At 63.6% G+C, this 13,630-nt stretch carries 12 protein-coding genes; 8 read left to right on the top strand and 4 right to left on the bottom strand.

Features of this window, described 5'->3' with window-relative positions:
- Positions 1-51: 51 nt before the first annotated feature.
- Positions 52-483 (bottom strand): ferric iron uptake transcriptional regulator, encoded by a 432-nt coding sequence (gene fur, locus ACCD03_RS20995; protein ID WP_045202583.1) that lies wholly within the window; start codon positions 481-483, stop codon positions 52-54.
- A gap of 149 nt (positions 484-632) precedes the next feature.
- On the opposite strand from fur, the gene ACCD03_RS20990 reads away from it, so the two are divergent.
- The 8 genes from ACCD03_RS20990 to ACCD03_RS20955 all read left to right on the top strand — a co-directional run bounded on the left by ACCD03_RS20990 (position 633) and on the right by ACCD03_RS20955 (position 10,063).
- Positions 633-1,289: an outer membrane protein assembly factor BamE gene (locus ACCD03_RS20990; RefSeq protein WP_413412762.1), complete on the top strand. Its 657-nt coding sequence runs from the start codon at positions 633-635 to the stop codon at positions 1,287-1,289.
- Positions 1,290-1,412: 123 nt separating this feature from the next.
- Complete coding sequence (gene dapB, locus ACCD03_RS20985; RefSeq protein WP_413412761.1) at positions 1,413-2,204, top strand: 4-hydroxy-tetrahydrodipicolinate reductase; 792 nt, start codon at positions 1,413-1,415, stop codon at positions 2,202-2,204.
- A 178-nt stretch (positions 2,205-2,382) separates the two neighbouring features.
- Positions 2,383-5,016, top strand: a complete 2,634-nt coding sequence (leuS, locus tag ACCD03_RS20980; protein WP_413412760.1) for a leucine--tRNA ligase — start codon at positions 2,383-2,385, stop codon at positions 5,014-5,016.
- A gap of 30 nt (positions 5,017-5,046) precedes the next feature.
- Complete coding sequence (gene lptE / locus ACCD03_RS20975; RefSeq protein ID WP_037027129.1) at positions 5,047-5,571, top strand: LPS assembly lipoprotein LptE; 525 nt, start codon at positions 5,047-5,049, stop codon at positions 5,569-5,571.
- Positions 5,572-5,585: 14 nt separating this feature from the next.
- Positions 5,586-6,662 carry a DNA polymerase III subunit delta gene (gene holA, locus ACCD03_RS20970; RefSeq protein WP_325650090.1) on the top strand — a complete coding sequence of 359 codons (1,077 nt, stop codon included), beginning with the start codon at positions 5,586-5,588 and terminating at the stop codon, positions 6,660-6,662.
- 73 nt (positions 6,663-6,735) lie between these two features.
- Positions 6,736-8,016, top strand: a complete 1,281-nt coding sequence (locus tag ACCD03_RS20965; protein ID WP_325650088.1) for a glutamate-5-semialdehyde dehydrogenase — start codon at positions 6,736-6,738, stop codon at positions 8,014-8,016.
- 85 nt (positions 8,017-8,101) lie between these two features.
- Positions 8,102-8,524 carry a CopD family protein gene (locus ACCD03_RS20960; protein ID WP_024979083.1) on the top strand — a complete coding sequence of 141 codons (423 nt, stop codon included), beginning with the start codon at positions 8,102-8,104 and terminating at the stop codon, positions 8,522-8,524.
- Between the two features lie 129 nt (positions 8,525-8,653).
- Positions 8,654-10,063 (top strand): THUMP domain-containing class I SAM-dependent RNA methyltransferase, encoded by a 1,410-nt coding sequence (locus ACCD03_RS20955; RefSeq protein ID WP_413412759.1) that lies wholly within the window; start codon positions 8,654-8,656, stop codon positions 10,061-10,063.
- Between the two features lie 32 nt (positions 10,064-10,095).
- Here the strand turns inward: ACCD03_RS20955 and ACCD03_RS20950 are convergent, their stop codons facing one another.
- The 3 genes from ACCD03_RS20950 to phcS form a co-directional block, all read right to left on the bottom strand.
- Positions 10,096-11,103 carry a response regulator gene (locus ACCD03_RS20950; RefSeq protein ID WP_045202592.1) on the bottom strand — a complete coding sequence of 336 codons (1,008 nt, stop codon included), beginning with the start codon at positions 11,101-11,103 and terminating at the stop codon, positions 10,096-10,098.
- A gap of 82 nt (positions 11,104-11,185) precedes the next feature.
- On the bottom strand, positions 11,186-12,292 hold the full coding sequence (gene phcR / locus ACCD03_RS20945) for a two-component system hybrid sensor histidine kinase/response regulator PhcR (protein WP_045202593.1): 1,107 nt from the start codon (positions 12,290-12,292) through the stop codon (positions 11,186-11,188).
- 7 nt (positions 12,293-12,299) lie between these two features.
- Entirely contained in the window at positions 12,300-13,628 is a 1,329-nt protein-coding gene (gene phcS / locus ACCD03_RS20940; protein WP_045202594.1) for a two-component system sensor histidine kinase PhcS, read from the bottom strand.
- Between the last annotated feature and the right edge of the window lie 2 nt (positions 13,629-13,630).

Genomic DNA, 13,630 nt, shown 5'->3' with positions numbered 1-13,630 from the left:
CCAATGAAAAACGGCCGCAGACGATGCGGCCGTTTTCTTTTGGATAACGCTTCAGCGCTTTGGCCGGTGCGGGCAGGCCTCCTTCGAGCAATTGCCATAGAGCGACAGCGCGTGCTCCTGCAGCGCAAAACCGCGCGCACGGGCGATGCTCTGCTGGCGCTGCTCGATCTCGGCATCGAAAAATTCTTCCACGCGGCCGCAATCGAGGCACACCAGGTGATCGTGGTGTTTGCCTTCGTTGAGTTCGTAGATCGCCTTGCCGGATTCGAAGTTGTTACGTGACAGCAGCCCCGCCTGCTCGAACTGCGTCAGCACGCGATAGACCGTGGCCAAGCCAATGTCCATGTGCTCGGCGAGCAGGATGCGGTACACGTCTTCGGCGCTCATGTGGCGCTCTTCGCTGGTCTGAAAGATCTCGAGGATCTTCAACCGCGGCACCGTGGCTTTCAGACCGATGTTCTTGAGGTCTGCAGGACTCGGCATGCGCCAGGCTCCCTAGAGTACAATGTTCGGATTCCAATCATAAGGGTTTTGGCGGCAAAAGTCCTATTGACGGGCCTGCACGATGTGCCTGGCCCTCGCCGATTCCTCCCGTACCGGCATGTCCGGAACCGTTTGAAGGCCGATCGCTCATGACCTTTTCCTTTGCGCGCAGTCCTGTCCGTTTTGCCCACGTCGCCCGTCGCGGCGGCCTGTTGGTGGGTGCCATGCTCGCTGCGTCGGCATTGCTGGCCGGATGCGGCACCTATGACAGCACCACGCGCAAGATCGCCAATGCCATCACGCCGTATCGCATCGATATCGTGCAAGGCAATTTCGTCTCGCGCGAACAAGCAGCGCAGCTCAAGGAAGGCATGACGCGCGACCAAGTGCGCTTCGTACTCGGCACGCCGCTGTTGACGGATATGTTCCATGCCAACCGCTGGGACTATATCTTCTCGTTCAAGCGTGGCAACACGGCCGTTGTGCAGGAACGCAAGCTGACCGTGTGGTTTGACGGCGATCGTCTCTCCAAGTGGGTGGGCGCTGATGAGCTGCCGTCCGAATCGGAGCTGATCTCCGAGATCGATGGCATCAAACGCCCGAAGAAGGATGCCGCGCAAGCCGCTGCCGCTGCGGGTGCAGCACCGGCAACGCGTGCGCCGTCGATTCCGTCGGCTGAAGCAACTGACCGCGTGCAGTCGACCACGGGCTCCAAAAACAGTGTTGACGTGACCTTGCCGGAGCGCCGCACTGGTGGTGGCGGTACCGACACCAGCGTTCCGCCGCCGGCCACCACGTCGCCCTGAACGCCCAGGGGCGCACGTAGCCAGAGCATCGGCACACCATCTTCGAGCGAGCGGCGGACGGGTTCCGCCGCTTGTGCGTTTTACAGACCGCTTTCTCTTTTGCAGCTTTTCGCTTCCACCGACATGAAAATTGCGATTGCAGGCGCCTCGGGCCGCATGGGCCAGATGCTGATCGACACCGTACTGCGCACGCCGGGCGTGACGCTGGGCGCCGCGCTGGACCGCGCCGGCAGCGATGCCGTGGGTCAGGACGCCGGCGTCAAGCTCGGCAAGACCACCGGCGTGATTGTGACCGACGACGTGCGTGCGGGGCTCTCGCAGGCCGACGTGCTGATCGATTTCACGCGTCCTGACGCAACGCTCAATCACCTGAATGTGGCGCGTGAGCTGGGAACTGCCGTGGTGATCGGCACGACCGGTTTCACGGCCGAGCAGAAGGGCAGCTTCAAGACCTACGGTGAGTCGATCGGCGTGGTCTGGGCGCCAAACATGAGCGTGGGCGTGAACGCGACCTTCAAACTGATCGAAGTCGCAGCCAAGATCCTGGCGCAGGGCTATGACGTGGAGATCATCGAGGCGCATCACAAGCACAAGATCGACGCGCCGTCGGGCACCGCGCTCAAAATGGGCGAAATCGTGGCCGAGGCGCAGGGCACCAAGCTGGCCGATCGCGCGGTCTATGCCCGAGAAGGCGAGACCGGCCCGCGGGAACTGGGCACCATCGGTTTTGCCACCGTGCGCGGCGGCGACATCGTAGGCGACCACACCGTGCTGTTTGCCGGTGACGGCGAGCGCATCGAGATCACGCATCGCTCCAACACGCGCCAGTCGTATGCCGAAGGCGCCGTGCGCGCTGCGGTGTACGTGGCCGGCAAGAAAGGCTTGTACGACATGAACGACGTGCTCGGTCTGTAAATCAGGCGGGCAGGAAAGGGCGCCGGCAGGCCTGTCCGGCGCCCTTTTTCTCCGCTCGCGATCGCCCGGATGGGGCGGGTGGCGACGGTATAATCGGGCCTTTTCCGTTATTCAATCCGGCTGCGCGCGTAGGTGGCGCGGCTGCAATCGCCCGGGGCACCTCGGACGACCCATCACCATGCAAGACAAATACTCCCCGTCTGAAGTCGAACAGCAAGCGCAGCAACACTGGCAGGCCCTGGACGCCTACCGGGTGACCGAACACGCGCGCGCTGCTGACGGCTCGGACAAGCCCAAGTTCTACGCCTGCTCGATGCTGCCGTATCCGTCGGGCAAGCTGCACATGGGCCACGTGCGCAACTACACGATCAACGACGTGATGACGCGTCAGCTGCGCATGAAGGGATACAACGTGCTGATGCCGATGGGCTGGGACGCCTTCGGTATGCCGGCGGAAAACGCGGCGCTCAACAACGGCGTGGCACCGGCTGCATGGACCTACGACAACATCGCTTACATGAAGAAGCAGATGCAGTCGATGGGTCTGGCGATCGACTGGTCGCGAGAAGTGGCGACCTGCAGCCCGGACTATTACCGCTGGAACCAGTGGCTGTTCCTGAAGATGCTCGAAAAAGGCATCGCCTACCGCAAGACCGGCACCGTCAATTGGGACCCGGTCGACCAGACCGTGCTCGCCAACGAGCAGGTGATCGACGGGCGCGGCTGGCGCTCGGGCGCGGTGGTGGAAAAGCGTGAGATCCCGATGTACTACCTGGGCATCACGAAGTATGCGCAGGAGTTGCTCTCCGACCTCGATCCGCTGGGCTGGCCGGAGCGCGTCAAGCTCATGCAGCAGAACTGGATTGGCAAGAGCGAGGGTGTGCGTTTTGCGTTCCCGCACAACATTTCCGGGGATGACGGCAATCTGATCAACGACGGCAAGCTGTATGTCTTCACCACGCGCGCCGACACCATCATGGGCGTGACCTTCTGCGCCGTGGCCGCCGAGCACCCGATCGCTACGCACGCCGCGCAGACCAACCCGGCACTCGCCGCGTTCATCGAAGAGTGCAAGCACGGCAGCGTCATGGAAGCCGACATGGCAACCATGGAAAAGAAGGGCATGCCGACAGGCCTGACCGTCACACACCCGCTCACGGGCGAATCCGTGCCGGTGTGGGTCGGCAACTACGTGCTGATGACCTATGGCGATGGCGCCGTGATGGGCGTGCCCGCACACGACGAGCGCGACTTCGCCTTCGCCAACAAGTACAGCCTGCCCATCAAGCAGGTCATCGACGTGAAGGGTCAGCCGTACGACACGACCACCTGGGCCGAGTGGTACGGCGACAAGGAACACGGCGTGCTCTTCCACAGCGGCAAGTACGATGGCCTGAACTATCAGCAGGCCGTCGACGCCGTATCCGCTGACCTGGCCACCAAGGGCCTTGGCGAAAAGAAGACCACCTGGCGCCTGCGCGACTGGGGCATCTCGCGCCAGCGCTACTGGGGCACGCCGATCCCGCTGATCCATTGCGAGAGCTGCGGCGTCGTGCCGGTGCCCGAGCAGGATCTGCCGGTGCGCCTGCCCGAAGACCTCGTTCCGGATGGCACAGGCAACCCGCTCGCCAAGGACCCCCGCTTTCTGGAGTGCACGTGCCCGTCGTGCGGCAAGCCCGCGCGCCGCGAGACCGACACGATGGATACGTTCATCGACTCGTGCTGGTACTACATGCGCTATACGTGCCCGGACGGCGCCAGCATGGTCGACGCCCGCAACGATTACTGGATGCCGATGGATCAGTACATCGGCGGCATCGAGCACGCGATCCTGCACCTGCTGTACGCGCGCTTCTGGACCAAGGTCATGCGTGACCTGGGCCTGGTCAAGTTCGACGAGCCGTTCACCAACCTGCTCACGCAGGGCATGGTGCTCAACGAGACGTACTACCGCGAAGATGTCTCGGGCAAGAAGCAGTGGATCAACCCGGCCGATGTTGACGTGCAGACCGACGAACGCGGCCGCCCCGTGGGTGCCACGCTCAAGACCGACGGCCAGCCGGTGGTGATCGGCGGTGTGGAGAAGATGTCGAAGTCGAAGAACAACGGCATCGACCCACAAGCGCTGATCGACCAATACGGTGCCGACACGGCGCGCCTGTTCACGATGTTCGCCGCGCCGCCCGAGCAACAGCTCGAGTGGAACGACGCCGGTGTGGAAGGCGCCTCGCGCTTCCTGCGCCGCTTGTGGAACTTTGGCGTGGCGCATGGTGACGCGATTCGCGCCGGTCACGGCAATGGCGTCGTGGCGGGTGCAACGGATGCCGATCGCGCGCTGCGCCGCGAGCTGTACACCGTGCTCAAGCAGGCCAACTACGACTACGAGCGTCTGCAGTACAACACCGTCGTCTCGGCGACGATGAAGATGCTCAACGCGTTGGAAGGCGCCAAGGACGCGGGTGCCGATGCGCGCCGCGAAGGCTTGGGGCTGTTGCTGCGCGTGCTGTATCCGGTGGTGCCGCACATCACGCACGTGCTGTGGAAGGAACTGGGCTACGCCGGCGCGTATGGCGACTTGCTCGACGCCCCGTGGCCGCAGGTCGACGAAGGTGCGCTGGTGCAGAGCGAGATCGAACTCGTGCTGCAGGTCAACGGCAAGGTGCGCGGCAGCATCGTCGTGCCGGCCGATGCCGACCGCGCCGCCATCGAAGCGATTGCCGCCAAGGATGAGGCGGTCCAGAAGTTTGCTGAAGGCAAGCCGCCCAAGAAGATCATCGTGGTGCCGGGCCGTCTGGTGAACGTGGTGGCCTGATCGGCCATCCCACTCAAGGAACGCATGGTTATGTCGTTGTCCCGAGGTTTGTCCCGCCGCCGCTTTGGTCGCTCTGTCCTTGCCTTGGCGATCGCGCTGCCTGCGCTGTCTGCCTGCGGTTTTCACATGCGGGGCAATACCGACTTCGCGTTCAAGCGGCTGTACATCAATCTGCCGCAGAACTCGCAGATGCGCGCGCAGTTGCGCCGGCTAATCGACAACGGCTCCGACACCGTCATCGTGTCGGACAAGAAAGACGCCGATGCGCTGCTCGACGTGCTGGCCGAAGACCGCGTGAAGACCATCTCGTCGCTCACGCCGCAAGGTGTGGTGCGCGAATACCGCATTACGTATCGCTTCCGCTTCCAGCTGCGCGATGCGCACGACAACCTGCTGATCCCGCCGTCGGAAATCACGCAGTTCCGCGATCTTTCGTACAACGAGACGCAGGTGCTCGCCAAGGATTACGAAGAAGCGGCGCTCTACCGCGACATGCAGGGCGATACGATCAACCAGCTTGTGCGGCGTCTGGGTGCCGTGAAGCTGCCGTCGTAACCGGCCGGCTGGTCATGCAACTGCGGCTCGACGCGCTCGAAGGGCACCTCAAGCAGGCCGGCGCCAAAGGCCTGGCGCCGCTGTATGTGGTGCACGGTGACGAGCATCTGTTGGCACTGGAAGCTGTCGATGCACTGCGCCAGGCCGCACGCGCGCAGGGCTTTACCGAGCGCGAGGTGATGAGTGTCGAGCGCGGTTTTTCGTGGTCGCGCGTGACCGAGGCGCAGCAATCGATGTCGCTGTTCGGGGATCGCAAGATCGTCGAGCTGCGCATTCCGTCCGGCAAGCCCGGCAAGGATGGCGGCGAAGCATTGCGCGCATTGGCTGCGGGCACGCCGTCCGGGCCGGCCACCGACACCGTCACGCTGATCACGCTGCCGCGTCTGGATTTTGCGACCGCCAAGTCGGCGTGGTTTGCGGCGCTGGAAGGGGCGGGCGTGTCGATCAAGGTCGATTCGGTGGATCGCACCAAGCTGCCCGGCTGGATTGGCGAGCGCTTGGCGCGCCAGCAGCAACGTGTGGAGCCCGGTGAGCCTGGCCGCCGCGCCCTGCAGTTCATTGCCGACCGTGTGGAAGGCAATCTGCTGGCCGCGCATCAGGAAATCCAGAAGCTCGGTTTGTTGCATCCGCCCGGTGTGCTGACGTTCGACGATGTGCACGATGCGGTGCTCAACGTGGCGCGTTACGACGTGTTCAAGCTGTCCGAAGCCATGCTGGCAGGCGATGTGCCGCGGCTGGTCCGCATGCTCGAAGGGCTGCGCGGCGAGGGCGAAGCCACGGTCCTGGTCCTCTGGACGTTGACGGAAGAAATTCGCGTATTATCAAAAATCGCCTCGGGCGCGGCCCAGGGCAAGCCGGTGGCGTCCATGCTGCGGGAACTTCGGGTCTGGGGCCCGCGCGAGCGGCTGGTGCCGCAGGCGGCGCAGCGGCTGTCACAGCGCGAGCTGGAAGGCGCGCTCTCCATGGCTGCCAAGCTGGATCGGCAGGTCAAGGGGTTGCGCGAACCATCGCTGCCCGCGGAGCCTTGGGATGGTCTGCTGCAACTGGCGATGCGCATCGCGCGGCCGGGCAGCCTCCCGGTGCCGGCCTGATCCACGCCATCGGCGCAAGCCTCCGAATTGTCCTCACACTGAATTTGCCGGCAGCTCGCCGGTCGCGATCATCATGAAGCAGCTCGACGTGAACGAATACATGGCCCTGGTCGGCCGTCAGGCGCGCACCGCCTCGCGCGGCATGGCACGTGCCGGCACCGCGCAAAAGAACCGCGCGCTGTTGTATATTGCGGCCGCCGTCCGTCGCGATGCCGCCAAACTCAAAGAGATCAACGCACGCGACGTCGAGCGCGCCCGCGCCAACGGCCAGGATGCTGCCTTCATCGACCGCCTCACGCTGACCGACCGCGCCATCGATACCATGGCCGCAGGCCTGGAGCAAATCGCCGCGCTGCCCGATCCCATCGGCGAGATCAGCAACATGAAGTTCCGCCCGACCGGCATCCAGGTCGGCCAGATGCGCGTGCCGCTTGGCGTGATCGGCATCATCTATGAGTCGCGTCCGAACGTGACGGTGGATGCCGCGGCGTTGTGCATAAAGTCAGGCAACGCGACCATTCTGCGCGGCGGCTCCGAGGCGATCGAATCAAACGGCGCGCTAGCGGCGCTCATCGAGGAAGGGTTGGCCGATGCGGGCTTGCCTGCCAACGCCGTACAGGTTGTGGCCACCACGGATCGCGCGGCGGTCGGCAAGCTCATCACCATGACGGAGTATGTCGATGTGATCGTGCCGCGCGGCGGCAAGAGCCTGATCGCGCGCCTGATCGAAGAAGCCCGGGTGCCGATGATCAAGCACCTGGACGGCATCTGTCACGTCTACATCGACGCCGATGCCGACATCGAAAAGGCCGTGCGTGTGTGCGACAACGCCAAGACGCAGCGCTATGCGCCGTGCAACACGATGGAGACGCTGCTCGTGTCGCGCGATGTGGCTGCGCGGGCGTTGCCGCCGCTGGCGAAGATCTATCAGGACAAGGGTGTGGAACTGCGCGTGTGCCCGGCCACGCGTGCCACACTGGAAGCCGCCGGCTTCGGCAATCTGAAGGATGCCGTTGAGGCGGACTGGCACACCGAATATCTGGCGCCGATCCTGTCGATCCGCACCGTTGACGGCCTGGATGCCGCCATCGAGCACATCAACACCTACGGCTCCGCGCATACCGATTCCATCATCACCGAGAACTATTCGACCGGCATGCGCTTCCTGCGCGAGGTCGATTCGGCCAGCGTGATGATCAACGCCTCCACGCGGTTTGCCGATGGCTTCGAGTACGGCCTTGGCGCCGAAATCGGCATCTCCAACGACAAGCTGCACGCGCGTGGACCAGTCGGGCTGGAGGGGCTGACTTCGCTGAAGTACGTCGTGTTCGGGCACGGCGAGATTCGCGCCTGATATCGCTTGTTGCACGTTGAGCGCCGCCAAGAGCGGCGCGCGATGTGTTTACCGTTCGCGCTTCACCATTCACGGGACTGTTCGCATGCTCTGGGTCAAAGCCTTTCACATCGTATTCATTGCGTCTTGGTTTGCCGGGCTGTTCTATCTGCCGCGCATCTTCGTCAACCTTGCGATGGAAACCGAGCGTGCAGCCATCACGCGCCTGCTGATCATGGCGCGCAAGCTGTTCCGCTTCACGACCATGCTGGCGATTGTCGCGATCCTGCTTGGGCTGTGGCTGTTCCTGGGATATCGCATCGGGCTGTATCCGCCCAATGGTTGGATGCACGCGAAGCTCGCGCTGGTGCTCGTGACGATCGGATATCACCACGGTTGTGGCGTGCTGCTGCGCAAGTTCGAGGCGGGCACCAACAAACGTTCCCACAAGTTCTACCGCTGGTTCAATGAACTGCCGGTGCTGTTGTTGCTGGCGATTACGATCCTGGTGGTCGTCAAGCCGTTCTGAGGCCACTGCAAAAGGATTCTGACGGACCAACCCCTCCTTGCCGTACGACTTGTACTGTCTGCGTCGGCGTTGAACCGTCAGAACCGCTTCGCTTCATTTTGCAGTGATCTCTAACTATTTTGTCTTCCGATGGCAACTGCTTACTTCGCGCCATGCCCCCGTGGGCTAGAACAGGCGCTGGCCGATGAACTGGCCGAAATCGCCATCCGTCCGGAGGTGGATGAGCTGGCCGCGTTCGAGGTGGGCCGCACCGTGCCGGGTGGCGTGCACTTCTTCGGCACGCAGGGTGCGGCGTATGCCGTCAACCTGCACAGCCGCATCGCCAGCCGCGTGCTGATGCGCCTCGGCTCGCGCGGTTATCGCTCGGAAGACGACATCTACGCGCTGGCCGCTGCGCAGCGCTGGGAAGACTATTTCACGCCCGACGAGATGATTCGCGTGGATGTGACCGCGCACAAATCGCCGTTGCAGAGCCTGAAGTTTGTCGGCCTGCGCGTGAAGGACGGGGTGTGTGACCGCTTCCGCCAGCGCATGGGCGCGCGGCCCAGCGTTGACACCGTCTCGCCGGACGTGCGCATCTACGCGTACCTGACCGAGACCGACTGCACGATCTACCTCGACACCACCGGCGAGCCGCTCTTCAAGCGCGGCTGGCGCCAGGAAAAGGGCGAGGCCCCGCTGAAGGAAAACCTTGCCGCCGGCATTCTGCGCCTGACGGGCTGGACGGGTGCCCACGGCATGCCGTTCTACGATCCGATGTGCGGCAGCGGCACATTCCTCGTTGAAGCTGCGCAACGCGCGCTTGGCATTGCGCCGGGCGGCCAGCGCGCCTTCGCCTGCGAGTGGTTGCAGGACCACGACGCCAAATGCTTCAAGCGCCTGCGCGAAGCCGCCGCCGATGCGGCCGCTGCCTCCATGCGCCGTGCGCCGCCGCTGGTGGCTGGTGCCGACATTTCCACCGACATGCTTGCCTATGCCGCCGCCAACTGGCAGCGTGCCGGTCTGCCCGGCGAGCCTGTGCTCAAGCAAGTCGATGCGCGCTTCGGCAAGCCGCCATTCGAGACCGCCGGTGTGTTGCTGATGAATCCCCCATACGGCGAACGTATTGTGGTGCGTGGTGCACATGGTTCGCGCCGTCGCCGGCCGGAAGGCGAGAGTGAGGAAGACGGCACCGTGTTCGAGCGCGCCAGCCGCGCCATGGGCGCCCCGCGCGACGATGGCCGCCGTCCGATGCGTGAGCTGCGTCAGCCCGAACCGCCGCTGCCGATCGACCCCGAGGAAGAGGCCGCCGCCAACGAATTTGCGCAAGCCTTTGCCGGCACGCTCAAGCGCGACTTCGCCGGCTGGAAGGCGTTCGTCTTCACCGGCGATCTGTCGATGCCGCGTCGAATGCGACTGAAGGAATCGCAGCGCACACCGCTCTACAACGGCAACATCGAATGCCGTCTGTTCCGCTTCGACATGGTGAAGGGCGGTATGCGCGATCGGCCCGAGCGGCCCGCACAGGGCGATGCTTCAAACGGCAACGCCGACGCATAAGCATCGGCGTTTGTGACAACTGCGGGCCTGCTTCAGGCGGCCTGCAGATCCTGGAAATGCTCCATCCACGCCGCGAGTTGATCCGGCGTGAGCTGCGTCTGGTTGTCGAGCAGGCGCAGCTTGACCGTCGCACCATCGCGCTCGGCCGTGAGCGACCAACCCTTGCCATCGAGCCACAGCAGGAACGCCAGCCACTTGGCATGCGATTCCGACACCTTGTGCGTGGACGCCGCCTCCAGGAATTCCGTCAGCGCGGTGAGATCCACTACCGCCGCCGCATCGCTGCCTGACGGCGAGACCTTGCCGTCAAGCACCTCGGCCAGCACTTCCAACGCCTGCGCCGCGGGCTTGCTGTCAAAGCGCGATGACAGGTCCACATATGCCTGCCGCACTGCGTGGCTGAACTCGCCGGTACGCAGGCTTTCTTCGCCGATCAGCTCGGTGTAATCCTTCATCGCCCAGTCGGGCTGTGCCAGCGATTGCAGACCCACGGCGGCGGCGGCACGCAGGTAATCGTTGACGGCGCTGAACGACGACAGCCCCGAGACCGCGAGGTACAGCGTTTGCAGCGCACCGATGCGATGCGTAAGCGTCTGGCTCTGGCGCACGGTCATCTTCTCGCGCAGCAGCGCGTCACGCTCGCGACGCAGATCGGAGAATTCCAATGCCTGCTTCAGTTCCACACGTAGCGCGGTGATGTCCCACGGCTTCTTGATGTAACGGTGAATCTGCCCCTGGTTGACTGCCTCAACCGTGTCTTCGATTTCGGAGTAGGCGGTAGTCAGGATGCGCACGAGGTGCGGGTAGCGCTCGCGCGCGTAGCGCAGCAACTCGTTGCCGAGTTCACCAGGCATGCGCTGGTCTGACACGAGCACACCCAGCGTGGCGGCGTGCTGGTCGAGCATGCGCTTGCCTTCTTCGACCGAGGTGGCGGTGACGACCGGCGCCAGTGAACCGATGGCACGGCCGAAGTAAGTCAGCGCCAATGTCTCGTCGTCCACGTACAGGATCTTGGGCTCGTTGCCCCCGGGATTGGTCATCCGTCACTCCTCATAGCAATTGCAGCCGATACGGCAAACGCGCGGATCACGTGCGGCCTGGTTCGTAAGTCTTGTGGTCTTGTCATGGGAACGTCAGAGTCACGCGCGTGCCTGCGCTGGGTGCGGAATCAATCGCAATCGCTCCCCCGAACGATTGCATGATCCGCGTACAAAAAATCATGCCCATGCCGTTGCCGCCTTCTTCGGCGCGCGTCGTCACGGGGTCGATGGTCAGCCGCGCGAGAACGTCGGGCGCGATACCGGGGCCGTTGTCCTCGATCCGGATCATGTGCTGGGCGTTGCCGGCGTCAGGCAGACGGCTGGCGACGATTTCAAGCTTCGGTGCATTGGTGTGCCGCAGCGCCTGCAACGCGTTGCTCGTGAGCGACGAGAGCACCAGCATCACGCAGTTGGGCAGCGTCTGGATCGGAAAATCGTCTTCCACGCGGTACGACACCCATTCGCGCTGCGCGTTCGTAAACGGGTATGTGTCGAACAATGAGCGGATCAGCCCGCCCGCGCTGTTGGGCGTGGCTGCTGTGCCGGGCTTGCCGTACGTGTTGCGCACGGAGTTCAGGAACGTGGCGATGACCGAGAGGCAATAGCGCGCGTTGTCCTGCACGCGATCGGCCGCGCGGCCGATTTCGGGCAGCGCGCCGGGCGTGGGTTCGTTCTGGTCCACGCGCATGCGGATGCCGCGTGCAAAGTTGGAAATGGCCGCCAGCGGCGTGTTCAACTCGTGCGCAAGAAAGGCCAGCGTTTCGTCGATTGCCATGAGGCGCTGGGTACGCAAGAGGCGGTCCTGGCGCAGTGCCAGCGCCTCTTGCAGCGAGCGCCGCACGTCTTCGGGCTGATAGGGCTTCTCCAGGATCTTGAACACGCGCCCGGTGTTCACGGCCTGGATCAGCAGGTCCTTGTCGGCATACGCGGTGACGAGGATGGTGGCGATGTCGCCGTATTCCGCATCGATGAAGCGCAGCAGCTCGGTGCCGTCGCCGCCCGGCATGCGGAAGTCGGTCAGGACCACGCTGATGCGTTCGTGCGAATCGCGTAGCACGGTCTTGGCCTCTTCGACGCTGTTGGCCGTCAGCACCTCGTAGCCAGTGCCGATCGTGCGCGCGAACCATTTGCAGGCCTGCGCTTCGTCGTCGACGTAGAGGATGGTGACGGTGTCCGGCGTGGTGTCCATGATGCTTCTACTCCGAGCGCGGCAGATCGAACGTGAAGCGCGCCCATTCACCTTCCTGGCTCGTCACGGCCAGGGTGCCGCCATGACGCTGGATGACGCTGTAGCTGATCGATAGGCCGAGGCCGAGGCCCTTGCCGACATCGCGCGTGGTAAAGAACGGCTCGAACACGCGCGACAGGTTTTTCTCTGAGATGCCAGGGCCGTTATCAGTCACCACCACATGCAGGCGGTTGTCGATCCATTCGGCGGCAATCTCGATGCGTGGGTTCTCGCGCTGCACCTTTTGCATGGCAAGCGCCGCGTTCGACAACAGGTTGATCAGCACACCGATGATGGCCGCCTCATCGCCGCGCACGAGCGTGTCCGGCGGCAGTTTGCGTTCGAGGGTCACACCGCGCAACTCGTGGCTGGTCAGGCGGATGGCGGAGTCAATGGCCTTTTCCGCCAGGAACGGCGCATTTGCCTCGCCTTTCTCGGGGCTGCGGTAGGCGAAGGTTTTCAGGTCCGAAACGATGTGCTGCACACGCTGCATGCCTTCCTTGGCATCGGTCAGGCATTCGAGCAGCATCGGGCTGCCCTTGGCGGTGGGGTCTTCCTGCGCCACGGCAATCGCCATCAGGCAGAAGTTGACCGGGTTGTTGATCTCATGCAGCAGGCCTGCCGACAGCGTGCCGATGGCGGCCATCTTTTCCTGCTGCAGAAGCTGGCCCTTGATGTCGGTGAGGTCCTGATTGGTCCGCGCGAGCTGCTCGTTCTTCTGCGCAACTTCTTCCTTGAGCCGGAAAAGCTGGAAGCGCCCGCGCTCATTGAAGTACGTGTACAGCGTGCTCGTCGCAATCGAGAACAGGATGAACAGCGAATGCACGATGAAGATTTCGCGCGACTGGATGCCGCCCGGATGCAACGTGCACGCAATCACCCAGAAGATATACGTGCAGGTGCCGAACAGCACGGCTTGCAGAAAGCCGATCGGCATCACCATGCCCACCGCGTAGATCGCCAGGTTCAGCCCCGAGTAATACGGAGAACTGGCGCCCTCGGTGTCGTAGATCATCCACGAGATCATGATCTGCGGACAGATCAACCAGAAGAACGTCAGGCTCTGCACATGCTCTTCGCCCCAGCGCGTATAGAGCACAAGCAGGGCGCCGAACATGATGAGCGAGGTGATGACGCGCAGCGAGGCAAACAGCCAGAGCTTGTCCACATACATGCCGTAGTCCAGCCCGACGCCTGCCAGTACCAGCACGATGCCGGTCACGGCCGCCATACGGCTGAAGACGAGCCGGAACTGCTTCAGCTCGGCCTGGTATCCGCGATGTGTAATGGGCTCCATGC

The organism is Ralstonia sp. Ralssp135 (genome assembly GCF_047304345.1).
In the GTDB taxonomy this organism is placed as follows: Bacteria; Pseudomonadota; Gammaproteobacteria; order Burkholderiales; family Burkholderiaceae; genus Ralstonia; species Ralstonia chuxiongensis.
The sequence above is the reverse complement of the archived record's forward strand: the minus strand, read 5'-3'. Positions and strand labels throughout refer to the sequence as shown.